This window comes from Pyrobaculum ferrireducens, assembly GCF_000234805.1.
GTDB lineage: Archaea > Thermoproteota > Thermoprotei > Thermoproteales > Thermoproteaceae > Pyrobaculum > Pyrobaculum ferrireducens.
The window spans coordinates 1,327,849-1,341,867 of record NC_016645.1; the positions used below are offsets into that span (position 1 = coordinate 1,327,849).

Sequence of the window (14,019 nt, forward strand, 5' to 3'; positions counted from 1 at the left end):
TTTAAGAGCGTTATCAACACCGCCTCGTGAGGCTTATCGTGGGAGTGCTGGTGAACCTGGCGGCGTTTATACTAGCTCTACTGGGGGTCACGTGGATAGCCGCGGCGCTGTACGCCGTGAGCGTCGTCCTTCTCGTGTGGCGTAGAGAAGAGAAGAAAGTCGAGACGCGGGTAGAGGCAAAAGAGCCTACGCCAGACGAGATTAAGAAACGCCCCGTGACGGCCCCGGAGATATGAAAAAAATAATTTTCCTCTCCGGCACCAAGGGGGGCACCGGCAAGACTACACTCGCCCTCAACGCATCGGTTCTGCTCTCCTACCTCTGGAGAGAGGCCACTCACTACCCCGTGGTCTACGTTGACCTAACGCCCAACGTTGGCACGGCCGCCCTGATCCTCCTAGGCGACGTCCTCGCCTCTTGGGGGAGGCCGTCTCTCTCTGACTACGTAGCTGGGAGACTGGCTGAGCCGCTTAGAGCTTTCTACATTAGGCGCTGGAATACTGAAAAAGGCGCTTTTCAGATAGTCTTCACATTCATGACGCAGGATGCGCCGCTGTCTAGAAGGCAGCTGGAATACGTGTTTAGCGTGGTGGAGAACAGACTGAGGCCTAGGCTACTTGTAGTAGACACGCCCCCCCTCGCCTCCGACAGCCCAGTGGCGGGATTGGTGGATTACGTGGTGCCTGTCGTCACGCCGGACGTCACAGCCATAGAGGCCACTAGGCGCTACCAAGACGCGGTGGGGGGCGCCAGGCTGAAGCCAGTCTTAAACATGTACATACCCAGCTACCCCATAAGCGTCCTCCACTCAGCGCCTTGGGAGAAGGTGGTGGAGAACGCCTTCGGCGAGCCGCCACACGTAGTTCCCTACGACAAGCTGGTGCAGGCGGTGCGGCAAGCGCTTGAGGTAGAGGTGCTGAAGCTCAAGCCTGCGGAGTCCCCCGCCGTCAAGGCGATAGTAGAGTACGCGAGGTACCTCTCCACTAGGGTGGGGTAGAGGCGCAGGCCTCTACCTCGTGGAGGACTAGGGGCAGAGTCTTCAAGCTCCTCACTATGTAGGCGCGGCACGGCACGGATTCGATAACCTCTTTTTTCGCGTACTCACCCCTCCTATCCACCAAGACGGCTCCGTAGCTGGCGGTTAACGCGCCGAGGAAGTCCTCGTAGAAGTCGTCGCCTACGTGTAGGTAGACGTCTGGCACCACGTCGCCTAGGAGCAACGTCTTGGCGGCTTCAAATATCTGAACTGCAGGCTTGACGTAGCCAATGTCGTCGGCGTATATCTGCAGATCCAGCAGGTTGGAGATGCCCAGCCCCTCTAACAACTTCCTAGTGGCCCTCGAACGCCACATCAAGACGTTGGAGATAACTCCGACGCGGTAGCCCTCCCCCCTGGCCACCTTTATCGCCTCGACGGCGTCTTCATAAGGCGTCACCTCGAGGCGCGAGATGGCCTCATCCACGGCGTCCTGCACCTGGTAGACGTCAAAAGAGGCGTTTATCCCCCTGCTACGCAGTTGCTTCTGGATGTTGAGCATGACGGAGATGGGCGGCACAACCTCGTGCTTCTCCCTCCTCGCGAGCTTCATCTTTCTCCTCTCCTCGCTAACAAGCGCGTGGACGGTCTGGAAGGGCACCCTCCCGCCGAGGCTCTTGTGGAGGACCTCTACAACAGTTTTTATAGCCGGCTCAATAGGTAGAAGCGTGCCCCAGACGTCGAAAGTAATCATCTTACTCACGGCGTTATTACTCCTCGCCTTTAAAAACATACACGGCGTCTCTATAGAACCAAATTACGTAAACGCGTATACCTACACAAACATCACGATAAGCGGCGCCTCCAACGTGACTTCGGTAGAGGGCGCCTACGTGGACTACATAAAGCCCATAAAAAACGGAGTCGCCGTCGGCCTAAGGCCCACTAAGACGAACGGCACAGTGACCCTACGCATTGATGACAGAACATATCAGCTCCCAATCGTAGATATGTGCCGCTTTAGCATAAACGCGGCGAACAAGACGTCCCGCATATCGGTAGGCGTAGAGGTAAGCCAAGACTTGACGGGTAGCTGTAGCGCGCTCTCGCTGTATATAAACGGGAGTAGGTTACCTAGCTTGAGCGTAGTCTACACGCCGAACTACTCAGGTGTCTATCAAGTATTGGCGAGCAACGGGGTTTTCTACCAAAAGGCGCATATCGTTGTCGTTCCGAATGTCACGGTTACAGGAAATACCTTCGGCGAGGTTATGAGGATAGTCTTCACGCCGCCGCCCAGATACGGCGTGCTCAACATCGGCCCCCTCTCCGTAGCGGCGCGCAACGTCGTGGAGATAGACACGTGGAGCCTGGGCGGGGGCAACTACACCATGGCGCTGGCGTACAGCGGCGGCGTAGCTAGGTACAACATCACGATCTACAGAGCCACGCCCCGGGTACTCCTTTTACACCAACCCGTCTACACCTACGGAGAGCCCATAGACATCACTGCTAGAACCTACGTCGGCCAGAGAGAATACAAGTCAAAACTCAGAATTGCTGTAAATGGCTCGATGACCACGGCGCAGTCCCCCCTGGCGTTGAGACTGCCCCTACTCGACGCGGGCACCTACCAAGTCTATGTAGAGGCCATTGGCGATAGGAATATCACATCTGCCTCTGAGTCGTCTACTTTCCGCATAGTACCCGCGCCGGTGAACCTCGACGTCTCAATAAACGGGACCTTCGGCAACCCCCTCATAGTGGAGTATGGGAAGGTGCTCATACTCTCGGCAAATGTCAAGTCGACTATACAGCCGGCTGGCGAATTAGTTGTGTTGCTTGACGGCGCCAGAAAGGGTGCAGTAATCGACACGCTGAGTCTAACCCCGGGGACTCACAACCTCACTGTAATCTTCTTACCAGCTAATAGAAACTTTAGACAAGCCGCGGCCTCCACCGCTATATACATAATCCCAGCGAGACCCGAGGTTAAGGTCAATAAGACGTTTTCAATAACATACGGGCAAGGGCTGTCTATCCCATTTCAAGTCACGCTATTCGGCCGCCCAATCAACGCGACGCTTACTGTAGAGCTTGCAAGTAGGCAACACACATACAGCTACGTTGTCCCGGTGGTGAGCGGCTACGGAGTCCTATCTATCAAAAACCTGCCAGCTGGAACATACCTAGCCACAGCCACGCTGAAAGAGGCACCTGGTCTAATAAGCGTAAGCAACACATTTAACATATTTGTCGGTAGCGCCTACGTCGAAATTAGGCTCAACGCCACGAAGAGGGGTGTATACGGCGAGTTTGTACCCATAGAGGTATCTATACAGCCGCAAGTGCCGGGGAGGCTGACTGTGTCAATAAACACGACGACGCTCTTCTCAGGAAACGCGTCATCGTATAGAGGTCTGTGGTCGCCGCCCCGAGGGGGGGTTTTCCAGGTGGTGGCCAGGTTCGTCAGCTACGACCCCAATTACTCAGATGCGGAGAGCTCCACCTACATATACATAGACAGGGCGAGGTGCGCCGTACATTTCGACATTGTAGGCGACGCCGCGGGCAACAGCTCTCTCTACGTCCTCAGAAGATACCAGGTGAGAGTCGACACGGCTCTCCCGGTGAATGTGTACGTAAACGGGAGCGGCGCCGGGAGGTGGCTGGTCTTCAACACCACCGGCTTGTACAACGTAACTGCGTATTTCCCAGGCGACGCCAGCTACTACCCGTGCGGCGAGTCTCGGCTCTACACAGTGGTTAGAAACCCCTCGGAGGTGACTTTAAGGAGCCCCAGGAAGACGGCGCTAATCGACGTGGGGTACCCCATAGCTATAGCTATCGCAAGCCCGGTAGGCGCCGGCGAGGGGCTTGTTAGGATATACAAGATAAACAAGACGTATAACACCACTGAGGTTGAGGAGGTAAACATAAACGGTAACGCCACGATACCGCTAAGGTTTCAAAAAACAGGCGTCTATCAGATATATGCCGAATTTCTAGGCAACAGCTACCTAATGCCCAACAGATCCAACGTCGTCACGGTCACGGTGGAGAGTAGCGTTTTCGGAATTCCCCTATTTCTACTCTCTGCGTACCTCATCTCCATGGGGGTGGGGCTGGGCGTCGCTGTAGCAACGAAAAAAATATTTAAGAGGGGGTTGTGAGCTACGTGATCGCGGCGCCGCCAGCCATTATACTAGTACCGCTGGCATCTAAAGAGCAGATACAGCAGACGGTGAACTACGTCTTGTCAAGAGTTAAGCAGATAGCAAAGGTGCGCCACATCCACGCCGAGGGGCCCGTATATATAGAGTCCCGAAGCACGAGAGACGGCTTGATGGAGCGCGTCGACGTCTATGTGGCATCCTCCAGCGGAGACTTCGCCAACATGTTGCCGGTAAGGGAGGAGATAAGAGAGGGGTTTATAGAAAGGGTGGGCTACGTCCACTTGATTCAGGGAGTGGCCGTTGTCTTTAGATATAGAGTGGCCGGGGAGCCGAGGCTAGAGGAGGTTGTGGTATATACGGTAGGCGCTCTCTACAAGGAGTTTAAGTTAAACCTTTAAATATGTGTGGAGAGGGGGGGCAGATGTCGTTAGTTTCCATAGAGGACTTTAAGCGGATTGATCTACGTATAGGCAAAGTAGTTGAGGCCGCGAGGGTCGAGGGGTCGAAGAAGCTCATAAGGCTTGTGGTTGACCTCGGCGCCGAGAAGAGGCAGATAGTAGCCGGGTTAGCTGAGTACTACAAGCCCGAGGAGCTCGTGGGGAGGTACGTCGTGGTGGTGGCTAACCTCCAGCCTAAGAAGTTGATGGGGCTGGAGAGCCAAGGCATGTTGCTAGCCACATGCGACAAGCCCGTCCTCCTCACCATCGAGAAGGGAGGTGACGAACATGTTGGGGAGCGCGTCTGTTAAGATACCGACGCACATAGCCGTCATACCAGACGGCAATAGGCGATACGCCAGGAAAGTCGGCCTCGATTTCTACCACGCATATAAGCGGGGGGTTGAGAAGGTGAGGAGCTTCCTAACATGGGCGCTGGAATTTAAAGAAATCAAGAGCGTGACCTTCTACGCCCTCTCCACAGAAAATCTGCAGAGAAGCAGGCTGGAGCTGGAGGTGCTATTCCGCATCTTCGAAGAGGAGCTGAGAAAAACGTTGGAGGACCCCCTAATCCATGAAAACAGAGTGAGAATCCGCTTCATAGGCGACCAGTCCCTCCTCCCGGGGAGGGTGGTGAAGTTTATGGAGGAGCTGGAGTCAGCCACAAAGAACTACTCCAACTACCACGTCACCTTCGCCCTGGGCTACGGCGGACGCGCCGAGATTGTCCGTTGCGTCAAGAGGATACTCACCGGCGAGGTGAAGCTGGCGGAGATAACGGAAGACGCGCTCTTCCACTGCCTCGACACTAGGGAGTTGCCGAACCCTGAGCCCGACGTCGTGTTGAGGACAGGCGGCGAGAAGAGGCTGAGCAACTTCCTCCTCTACCAAGCAGCCTACTCAGAGCTCATCTTCCTCGACAAACTCTGGCCTGAGGTGGAGAGGGAGGATCTGGCATACGTGGTGGAGGAGTACTCCCGCAGACAGAGGAGATTTGGGAGGTGAGCAACGCGGGGCGTGGACGCCCTAGGTCCGCTGGGTGTATTTCTAGCAGTCTTTATATCCCACGTAATTCCCTTCGCCCCTTTGCCGGGCTACGCCGCCACCATATACTATGTCTCAAGACATAACGACTCCGCCAGCCAGGTATTGGCGGCCGTGGCGACTGCGCTAGGCGCGTCGCTGGGGAAGCTGGTGGTGTTCCTATACGGCTACGGCATTGGGAAGCTGGTGGCCCGGGACGAGCTTTTATACGCCAAGAGGCTTTTTGAGAAGATTTCGAAGCTGGGGATAGACGTGGCTGTCTTTATCTTTGCCATGTCGCCTCTGGCGGACGACGTGTTGTACATACCGCTAGGCGCTGCGGGGTACCACGTGGGCCGTTTCTTCACGGCACTGTTTGCAGGCAAGATGGTACTCGCAACGTTGCTAGTATTCTGGGCCAACTTGTTAACTGGGATGCTTGAGGGGTTGTTCGGAAACGGCATACTGGCGACTCTGGCCCTGGTGGCGCTGACGGCGGCGCTTACGGTCTTGGTGTTGAGAATTAAATGGTCAGCTGTGTTAGAGGCGTATGAAAAAGGCGGCGTCTGGTCCGCCGTCAAGGCAGCTCTGAGATCCGTGGTTGGGAGAGCTTAAAAACACCGCCGTTTTACACAACGTGGCTAGATACGTGATCGGGTCGGCGTGGCCCTACGTCCAGACAGTGCCCCACCTAGGCAACATGATAGGCTCCGTGCTGTCGGCCGACGTCTACGCTAGATATCTAAGGCTCAGAGGACACGAGGTGGTGTTCGTCTCGGGGAGCGACGTCCACGGCACCCCCGTGGAGGTGGAGGCAATACAGCTGGGGGTGGATCCCCAGGAATACGCCATGAAGATGCACGCCATAGTGGCGGAGCTCTTCAAGAGGTGGAACATATCCTTCGACCTCTACACCCACACCCACTCAGAAAACCACATCAAATACGTCCAGGAGTTCTACATGAAGGTGTACCAAAACGGCTACATCTTCACCAGGGAAGACGAGGTGCCTTACTGCCCCCGGGACAAGATATACCTCCCCGACAGGTTTATAATTGGGAGGTGTCCATACTGCGGCTACGAGAGGGCGAGGGGCGACCAGTGCGAAAACTGCGGCCGCCTGCTAGACCCCAAGCAGTTGGTAGAGCCGAGGTGCGCCATATGCGGGTCGAAGCCGGAGTGGAGAGTCACGAAACACTGGTACCTCGACCTCCGGAAGCTGGAGGACAGAGTGAGGAAATACGTCGAGGAGAACCCCCACCTGTCGCCCAACGCCAAGGAGATGTCCCTAGCCATGTTGAAGGAGGGCCTAAGGCCGAGGGCAGTTACCAGAGACAACAAGTGGGGCATACCCGCCCCCTTCCCCGACGCCGAGGGCAAGACGATATACGTCTGGTTCGAGGCTGTGCTGGGCTATATATCTGCGGTGATTGAGCACTTCAAAAACGCGGGGAGTGAGGAGGGGTGGAAAAAGTTCTGGCTGGATCCAGAGACCAAGGTGGTTTTCTTCGTGGGGAAGGACAACGTCCCCTTCCACGTAATTATACTCCCCGCCCTCCTGATGGCTAGCGGGGAGAGCTACGTCATGCCCACCACCACCGCATCCACCGAGTACCTCCTCTACGAGGGAGATAAGTTCTCCAAGAGTAGGAGGTGGGGTATATGGATAGACGAAGCCCTCCAGCTACTCCCAGTGGATTACTGGCGCTTCGTGCTGGTCTACATAAGGCCGGAGAATAGAGATACCAACTACTCCTGGTCCACCGCCCTAGAGGTGATCAACAAAGTCCTCAACGACGACGTGGGGAACTACGTAAACAGGGTGCTTAGCTTCATAAAAAGCAGGATGGGCGGCGCCGTGCCGCCCCCCGGCAAGCCGGCGCATGAAGACGAGGAGTTCATCGACAAGGCCACCCGCCTCTTTAGACAGGCGGAGGCCCACTACGACGCCATTGAGCTCAAAAACGCCCTCCACACAGTGGTGGAGATAGCCAGAGAGGGCAACAAATACCTAAACTCCCGAGCGCCGTGGGATCTCGTCAAGAGGGACCCAGAGGCGGCAAACGCAGTGATGCACCGGGCCTACTGGTCGCTGAAGTACCTAGCCCTAGGCCTCGCCCCGGTTATACCGGACAGCGCGGAGCAGATGTGGAAAATGATGGGCTTAGCCACCCCCATGACGTGGGATGAGGCCTACAGACCCCCCACGCCGGGGACTCCGCTAGGCGACGTAAAGCCGCTGTTCAGAAAAATCACGGAAGGCGATGTGAAGGCACTGCTCGCCAAGCTAGAGGAGTTGAGGAACCAGAAGTACTCCAGGAGGTACCCCTGGGAGCAGGTTATTCTATAACCTCGCCGTACAAATATATAGGACCCGCGCCGGCAATACGCACCTTTACAAACCGGCCCATGAGGCCGTCGGCGGAGTTGCCCCTCTTAACCACCACCTGCCTGTAGTCGCCGGCCCTCCCCACCACGAGGCCGTGATCAACCTCGTCAATAAGGACCACGTCGCCGCTCCCCACCCTCAAGCCGTTTCTGAGATGTGCCACCCTCAGCGACAGCTCCGACAGTATCTTGCTACGCCTCTTCTTGTCGGCATCCGGCACCTGTCTAGGTATCACAGCCGCCTCCGTGAAGGGCCTGGGGCTGAACCTCGCCACGTGCACCTTGTCAAACTGGAGCTCCTCCACCAGCTTCACAGTAGCCCAGAAATCCTCCTCCCCCTCCCCGGGGAACCCCACGATAATGTCCGTTGCTATGAACGTAGTCTCCCCGAGGACACGCCTTATCTTCCTCACAAGCTCTCGGTATTCATCCGCGGTGTACCTCCGGCCCATTGCCTTGAGAACCCGGTCGCTACCCGACTGGACAGGTAGGTGGAAATAGCGGTAAACCCTCCCGTCGCTCTTCACAACATCTAGGAGGCGGTCGGCAAATTTTTCAAATACCCACGGCTCCGACATCCCAATGCGGATCCGGTACTCCCCCTCCACCTCCTTTAGAATACGCTCTAGGATGTCCGGGAGGGTCCAGCCCGGCTTCCACCTCATGTCAAAGCCGTAGGTAATGACGTCCTGCCCCGTGAGGAAGATCTCCCTAGCCCCCCGCCCCACCGCCTCCTTCACGTGCCTCACCACGTCGTCGGGATCGGCGCTCTTGACGTAGCCGGCGCCGCCCCTAGTGAACTTCGTGGCGCAGAAGGCGCAGTTGCCCAGACAACCCACCTGAAGCGGCACTGTGTATATCACCCCCCCGCTGTACCTCGGCAGAATCTTCATCTCGCGGCCCCTGCCCCCCTCCACCTCCCCGGGGTAGATCAACTCGGCGTGCGGCGCCGCGGACTTTATCGTATACGGCCTCAGCCTAGCCAAACACCCAGCGACAATCAGCCTCCCCCCAGACGCCGCCAGCTCCCTTATCCTCGCAAGTTGCCTCACCTCGCCGTCCTCCCTGACCGCGCAGGTGTAGATAAGCACAACATCGGCCTCCCGTAGGCTGTCCACCGGCGTCAAGCCGAGGCGCTGTCTAATAATCTCCGCATCTGCCTTAGCCAGCCAGCATCCATACGTCTCTACATAAGCCCTGGTCACGGGAATGGTGCCGAGTCCAGAATTTAAGCCTGGTGCTCCTGACAAAGCCTCAGCTTATAAAGAGAATAGGAGACTCTCCCCTCCTCGAAGTTACGCGTCTCGTCCAGCTCTAGAAGACAGCCACATGAGGGGCTTACATATATACGCCTAACCACAGTACTAGGGCTCTCAGACACCTTTCTAATCTTAATCTCGCCGCTGTCAATCGAAAAGATGACAACCTCGCCGCTCCTCTTTACAGTACCCCACTTCTCCAATAGTGTGACAACGTCCCCAGCCAATTCGCCCTCGAACACATAACTCCGGCCGCGTATAACTCTTTGCATAAATTATACATACACAAAAAATTAAAAATTAACGTCCACATAGACACAACACCCTTATAACCAGCGCACATCTCAAAGACATGGGTAGAGTCAAGGCGGTGCTGGGAGGGCTGACTGTCGGCGACGGCGAGCCCCTCCGCATAATGGCCGTGCTCAACCTCTCACCCGAGTCCTTCTACAAAGGCTCCGTAGCCCACGCGGATCCGGTGTCGAGGGCCGCCGAGCTGGAGAAACACTCCGACATCCTAGACGTGGGAGCCATGTCCACCGCCCCCTACCTAGAGACGTGGATACCCCCAGAGAAGGAGCTGGAGCGGCTCAGATCTGTGTTGCCCGACCTCGTCGCCGCCGTCAAGATACCAATCAGCATAGACACATACCGCCCCAAGGTGGCCGAGTACGCCCTCAAGACCGGGGCCGCCGCCGTCAACGACGTGACGGGAGGCAAGCTCTACCCCGAGATGTGCAGAGTCGTGGCGGGCTACGGCGCATCCGTCGTCCTCGTTGCCAGGGAGACACACCCACGGGCCGGACTTGAACCAGTCAAGAGGGTGGTAGAAGCCCTGAGGGAGTCTGTGGAGCGTTTTGAAAAATGCGGCGTGGAAAGGGAGAAGATAGTGGTAGACCCCGGGATTGGCTTCCCCCTGTTGCCCCCCAGAGACGAGCCCTATGTGGTGAGGGGCGAGTACAGACACGGCGATCCCCAGTGGCCGTGGTGGAAGTGGGATCTTCACCTCATCGCCAACCTCTCCGCGCTTAGGGAGCTGGGCAGACCCATACTGGTGGGCGTCTCCAGGAAATCCTTCCTAAGGAAGATAGCCGGCGTCGAGAGGGCTGAAGAGGTGCTCCCAGCATCCCTCGCCGCCGAGACGGTGGCCGCGCTCAACGGCGCGCATGTAATCAGGACCCACAACCCGCTGGAGACTAGACAAGCCGTGAAGGTGGCCGAGGCGCTCAGGTCAATAAACCCCCCTAAGGAAGTCTAAGACAACCTCTACGAACTCCCCCGGCTTGTCTAGATAGGCGGCGTGCCCCGCGTCTCTCAAAATCACAACCTTAGCCACGTCCCTCAGCAGAGAGGCTCTAGACGGTGGAGACACCTCATCCCCCTCCCCCCAGACGGCGAGGATGGGCACGCCGGCGCCCCTAAGCTCCTCAAGCAACTCCCCCGCCAGCCCCACGGGCCCCACCACCACAGCCGCCCTGGTGGGCAACCTCTTCGCCACGTACCACAGCACCACCTCGCCAGAGGCGCTAGGCCCCACCAGAGGAGGATCTGCCAGATCCAAGGCGTCTAGCACCCTTCGGAGAAAAACGGCGTATTCACGACGCGGCGCCTGGAACCTCTCGCTCTTCGTCCTAATCCCGTACGGCATGTCGATGGCGTACACGGCGAAGTGGCCCGCCAGCGAGTTAAACACGCCGCTCTCCACCCAGGTGTCTGCGTTGAAAGACCAGCCGTGGAGGAGGACCACCGGCCTCCCCGAGCCGCCCACCAGGTAGCGGACCCGCCTACCCTCCACCGCGACGTACTTTTCACTCATGAGCCCTAGCCCTCATGAGCGAGAAGTTCTCCTCCTCTCTAATTACCGAGAGGCCCGTCCTGCTGGGAAACATCTCGATCCAGAGTATCTTATCCGGCCGCGTCAAGTCCACCCGCCTGTTCACCGCCTTAGCCACGTATTCAATAACCGCCATCCTGTCGAACTTAACGCCTCTCTTCTTCAGCTCAATTTTAAAACTCTCCTGGGGCGCTATGTAGCGCTCCGCCAGCTCCCCCGCCGCCCTCTGCACCTCGTTCAGGTCAGTCTTCACCACCACCATAATCGGCGTCGCCCTCAAGACGTACCTCGGGATGTAGTAGTTGCTGTTAACCATATCGTTCAGCAACTTTACAAACTCCAGCGGGTCCCCCTCCACCCTCGCCGTCAGCAACCCGTCGAAGCCCGTGAACCAGACCTCCTCGACCCTCCTCCCCACCACGTCCCCAATTCTATAAAGCTCCTCCATACAAAGCCTCTCAAGCCTCCACCCAGTCGCCACAACCAAGTTCCAACTCACGAAGGGGCGTATACCCCTCTTTAATAAAGTTTTTATATACCGCGTACTAACCCTCCGTGGATTTAACCACCGTAATGATCGCCATCCTATCGGCCTCCGTCGTAGCCCTGGGCCTCATCACCTATAGACTCATCAAATCCCTGGAGCTCTACCTCATCCCCCTATACGCCGAGGTTATTAGAAAGAGGGAGAGAGACTACGTACTCGTCGATTTCCTAACCTCCCTACTCGCCTCAAAGGGCCTGGTGACCCCCGCAGAGGCCGCCGCTTTGAAAAACATAGCCTCCACAGGCCCGCTAACCATCGAGGATCTAGACAGGATAGACGAGATACTAGATAAAGATCCCACACAGCTAAGCTTTGAGGAAATTATCGACCTAAAGAAAATCGCATACAAGCTACTGGCGAGGCTAGACAAGAAGTCCCTAAGGCTGGGGCTGAAGATACTGAGATTCGTCACAAGAGTCGAGGAGGCCCTAGCAGGCGGCTCCAAGCCGGGGCTCGGCTCGGCGGCGGAGAGGATGGAGATGTCCTACGACAACGAGACGTGCACCGTCCACCTAGTCACATACAAAAGAGACGGCACTGTGGAGAGGAGCCAGGGGCCAGACACCGAGTGCGTAGCCCAGACACTCGCAGTCCTCAAAGCCCTGGCCAGGAGGAAAGAAGGAATAAACGAGCAACTAGCCCAGAAAGCCCTGGCGAAGTACGAGAAATGTAAAAACAGCGACGCTGCGGGTTGCCGCGCCTTAAACGAGGCCCTCGGCGCCCTAGAAAAAAAGTCGCTAGACATGCTCCTAGAGAGGAGAAATACATAAACCACCACAACGACCAAAACACCCTCTTATTGCCACGTAGTAAAAAAGGCGGTATAACAAGTAGCAAAATTAGACGTGAAATAGAACCCTTCTAGGCGGTGACTTAAAATACTAGACCCCCACTAAAATACATGCCAAAATTCCCGAGCAGGGAATGGGCAGAGGCTTTCTGTAAAGCTCTAAATGAATCCGCAGAGTATAAGAGCGCCGCGGCGAGGTGGGAAGGTGACATAATGTTTCTCGCGTCAAACCTCCCACATGAACTAGGCGTGGGGGATAGAGTTGCGATGAAATTTCTACTAAAACACGGACAGTGCCACGGGTCCGAGTTCTACCAAGGCGACGCAATGTCGCGGGCAGACGCCCCGTACATACTTGAGGCGGATTACAAGACGTGGCTTGACGTAATAGCTGGGAGGCTCCAGCCCATACCAGCCATGGTGTTAGGCAAAATTAAGGTGAAGAAAGGTAGCTTCTCCGTCCTGGCCCAGTACGTCACGGCATCTCTGGCAATGATCAAAGCCGCGCAGAAAGTAGGCGTCCAATGAAGATACCACTTAAGATAAGAGCGGCGCTCTACAAGGGGCCGGGGCACCCACTGGAAATTTCAGAAATATCAAGCCCCACGCCGGGGGAGGGGGAGGTCTTGGTAAAAGTCGCGGCCACGGGAATCTGCCACTCAGATCTCCACATACTAGACGGGGAAATAATTCCACCGCCCGAGGGGTTTATACTCGGCCACGAAATCTCCGGCTGGCTAGTCGAATTTGGCCCGAGGTGTGAAAACCCACACGGCCTCTCGCCCGGCGATCCCGTCGTGGTGTCGTGGATAATTCCATGCGGCAAGTGCTACTGGTGCGTACGGGGACAGGAGAATTACTGCCCATACGCCGCGGCGAGGATGCCCGGGCTGGTGGGGCTAAACGGGGGACACGCCGAGTACATGGCAGTGCCCGAGACGGCGGTATATCCAATCCCCAAGGGCTTGGATATTCACTCGGCGGCTGTGATATCATGCGCCTACGGCACAGCGTATAGGGCTTTAAAAGAGGCCGGCGTAGGCCCCGGCACGGGTCTGGTAATAGTTGGAGTCGGCGGGGTGGGACTCGCCGCTGTAGAACTCGCCAACGCCCTAGGCGCCCGTCCAATAGTGGCAGTCGACATGAGAAAAACAGCTCTTGAAAAAGCCAAGGAATTTGGAGCCACGCATGTAATAGATACGACAGACGGCGACCCCATAAGTGCGATAAGAGACGCGTTGCCCCAAGGAGCCGACGTGGTTTACGAAACTAAACCCAACCCAGACCTCAAAATAGCTCTAGAGTCTGTAAGGAGAGGAGGGACAATTATCGTAACAGGCCTAGGCACATCCACAGTTGAAATACCAGCCAGCCACCTAGTAATGAACGGCATAAAGATAGTGGGGAGCCTAGGCTACAGACCGAGGGTAGACATACCAGAACTCCTCTCCCTAGCCGCCGCCGGGAAAATAAACCCACAACGATTAATCTCACACATATACAAACCAGAAGAGATAAACACAGCCTACGAAGGCCTCCGCCAAGGGAGGCACACCAGGGCGTTGGTTATCTGGAACACAACACCATGA

The 14,019-nt window shown here is 56.6% G+C and carries 17 protein-coding genes; 12 read left to right on the plus strand and 5 right to left on the minus strand.

The features are described from left to right. Positions 1 to 26: 26 nt before the first annotated feature. Positions 27 to 236, plus strand: coding sequence for a hypothetical protein (locus P186_RS07375; protein WP_014288820.1), 210 nt, complete (start codon positions 27 to 29; stop codon positions 234 to 236). Further along, the gene (locus P186_RS07380; RefSeq protein ID WP_014288821.1) at positions 233 to 997 is read left to right on the plus strand and encodes a cobyric acid synthase CobQ; all 765 of its coding nucleotides are present in this window, start codon (positions 233 to 235) and stop codon (positions 995 to 997) included. The genes P186_RS07375 and P186_RS07380 overlap by 4 nt, the downstream gene beginning before the upstream one ends. Here the strand turns inward: P186_RS07380 and P186_RS07385 are convergent. After that, entirely contained in the window at positions 984 to 1,730 is a 747-nt protein-coding gene (locus P186_RS07385; RefSeq protein WP_014288822.1) for an HAD family hydrolase, read from the minus strand. The genes P186_RS07380 and P186_RS07385 overlap by 14 nt on opposite strands. Between P186_RS07385 and P186_RS07390 the strand changes: the two genes are divergently transcribed. The 6 genes from P186_RS07390 to metG (P186_RS07415) are packed head-to-tail and all read left to right on the plus strand — an operon-like array spanning position 1,705 to position 7,962. After that, complete coding sequence (locus tag P186_RS07390) at positions 1,705 to 4,149, plus strand: hypothetical protein (protein WP_014288823.1); 2,445 nt, start codon at positions 1,705 to 1,707, stop codon at positions 4,147 to 4,149. The genes P186_RS07385 and P186_RS07390 overlap by 26 nt on opposite strands. Before the next feature lie 5 nt (positions 4,150 to 4,154). Next, complete coding sequence (locus tag P186_RS07395) at positions 4,155 to 4,550, plus strand: hypothetical protein (RefSeq protein ID WP_148683183.1); 396 nt, start codon at positions 4,155 to 4,157, stop codon at positions 4,548 to 4,550. A 23-nt stretch (positions 4,551 to 4,573) separates the two neighbouring features. After that, the gene (gene metG, locus P186_RS07400) at positions 4,574 to 4,900 is read left to right on the plus strand and encodes a methionine--tRNA ligase subunit beta (protein WP_148682840.1); all 327 of its coding nucleotides are present in this window, start codon (positions 4,574 to 4,576) and stop codon (positions 4,898 to 4,900) included. Further along, positions 4,878 to 5,594, plus strand: coding sequence for a polyprenyl diphosphate synthase (gene uppS, locus P186_RS07405; RefSeq protein ID WP_014288826.1), 717 nt, complete (start codon positions 4,878 to 4,880; stop codon positions 5,592 to 5,594). Before metG (P186_RS07400) ends, uppS begins: the two co-directional genes overlap by 23 nt. Positions 5,595 to 5,606: 12 nt before the next feature. After that, the gene (locus P186_RS07410; RefSeq protein WP_014288827.1) at positions 5,607 to 6,227 is read left to right on the plus strand and encodes a VTT domain-containing protein; all 621 of its coding nucleotides are present in this window, start codon (positions 5,607 to 5,609) and stop codon (positions 6,225 to 6,227) included. A 22-nt stretch (positions 6,228 to 6,249) separates the two neighbouring features. Then, positions 6,250 to 7,962 carry a methionine--tRNA ligase gene (gene metG / locus P186_RS07415; RefSeq protein ID WP_148682841.1) on the plus strand — a complete coding sequence of 571 codons (1,713 nt, stop codon included), beginning with the start codon at positions 6,250 to 6,252 and terminating at the stop codon, positions 7,960 to 7,962. Here the strand turns inward: metG (P186_RS07415) and P186_RS07420 are convergent. Next, a complete protein-coding gene (locus tag P186_RS07420; RefSeq protein WP_014288829.1) occupies positions 7,952 to 9,205 on the minus strand; it encodes a MiaB/RimO family radical SAM methylthiotransferase in 1,254 nt (417 codons plus the stop codon). The two genes, metG (P186_RS07415) and P186_RS07420, sit on opposite strands and share 11 nt — an antisense overlap. Positions 9,206 to 9,228: 23 nt before the next feature. Next, entirely contained in the window at positions 9,229 to 9,531 is a 303-nt protein-coding gene (locus tag P186_RS07425; RefSeq protein WP_148682842.1) for a hypothetical protein, read from the minus strand. Positions 9,532 to 9,611: 80 nt separating this feature from the next. On the opposite strand from P186_RS07425, the gene P186_RS07430 reads away from it, so the two are divergent. Beyond that, positions 9,612 to 10,517 (plus strand): dihydropteroate synthase, encoded by a 906-nt coding sequence (locus tag P186_RS07430; RefSeq protein ID WP_014288831.1) that lies wholly within the window; start codon positions 9,612 to 9,614, stop codon positions 10,515 to 10,517. On the opposite strand, the gene P186_RS07435 is transcribed toward P186_RS07430, so the two are convergent. Together P186_RS07435 and P186_RS07440 are read right to left on the minus strand one after the other, a co-directional pair. Then, the gene (locus P186_RS07435; RefSeq protein WP_014288832.1) at positions 10,491 to 11,075 is read right to left on the minus strand and encodes an alpha/beta fold hydrolase; all 585 of its coding nucleotides are present in this window, start codon (positions 11,073 to 11,075) and stop codon (positions 10,491 to 10,493) included. The two genes, P186_RS07430 and P186_RS07435, sit on opposite strands and share 27 nt — an antisense overlap. After that, entirely contained in the window at positions 11,068 to 11,592 is a 525-nt protein-coding gene (locus P186_RS07440) for a THUMP domain-containing protein (RefSeq protein WP_014288833.1), read from the minus strand. The genes P186_RS07435 and P186_RS07440 overlap by 8 nt, the downstream gene beginning before the upstream one ends. 56 nt (positions 11,593 to 11,648) lie before the next feature. Between P186_RS07440 and P186_RS07445 the strand changes: the two genes are divergently transcribed. The 3 genes from P186_RS07445 to P186_RS07455 all read left to right on the plus strand — a co-directional run bounded on the left by P186_RS07445 (position 11,649) and on the right by P186_RS07455 (position 14,019). Continuing rightward, positions 11,649 to 12,410, plus strand: coding sequence for a hypothetical protein (locus P186_RS07445; protein WP_014288834.1), 762 nt, complete (start codon positions 11,649 to 11,651; stop codon positions 12,408 to 12,410). 131 nt (positions 12,411 to 12,541) lie between these two features. Next, positions 12,542 to 12,958 (plus strand): SCP2 sterol-binding domain-containing protein, encoded by a 417-nt coding sequence (locus P186_RS07450; protein WP_014288835.1) that lies wholly within the window; start codon positions 12,542 to 12,544, stop codon positions 12,956 to 12,958. Further along, complete coding sequence (locus P186_RS07455) at positions 12,955 to 14,019, plus strand: alcohol dehydrogenase catalytic domain-containing protein (protein WP_014288836.1); 1,065 nt, start codon at positions 12,955 to 12,957, stop codon at positions 14,017 to 14,019. The genes P186_RS07450 and P186_RS07455 overlap by 4 nt, the downstream gene beginning before the upstream one ends.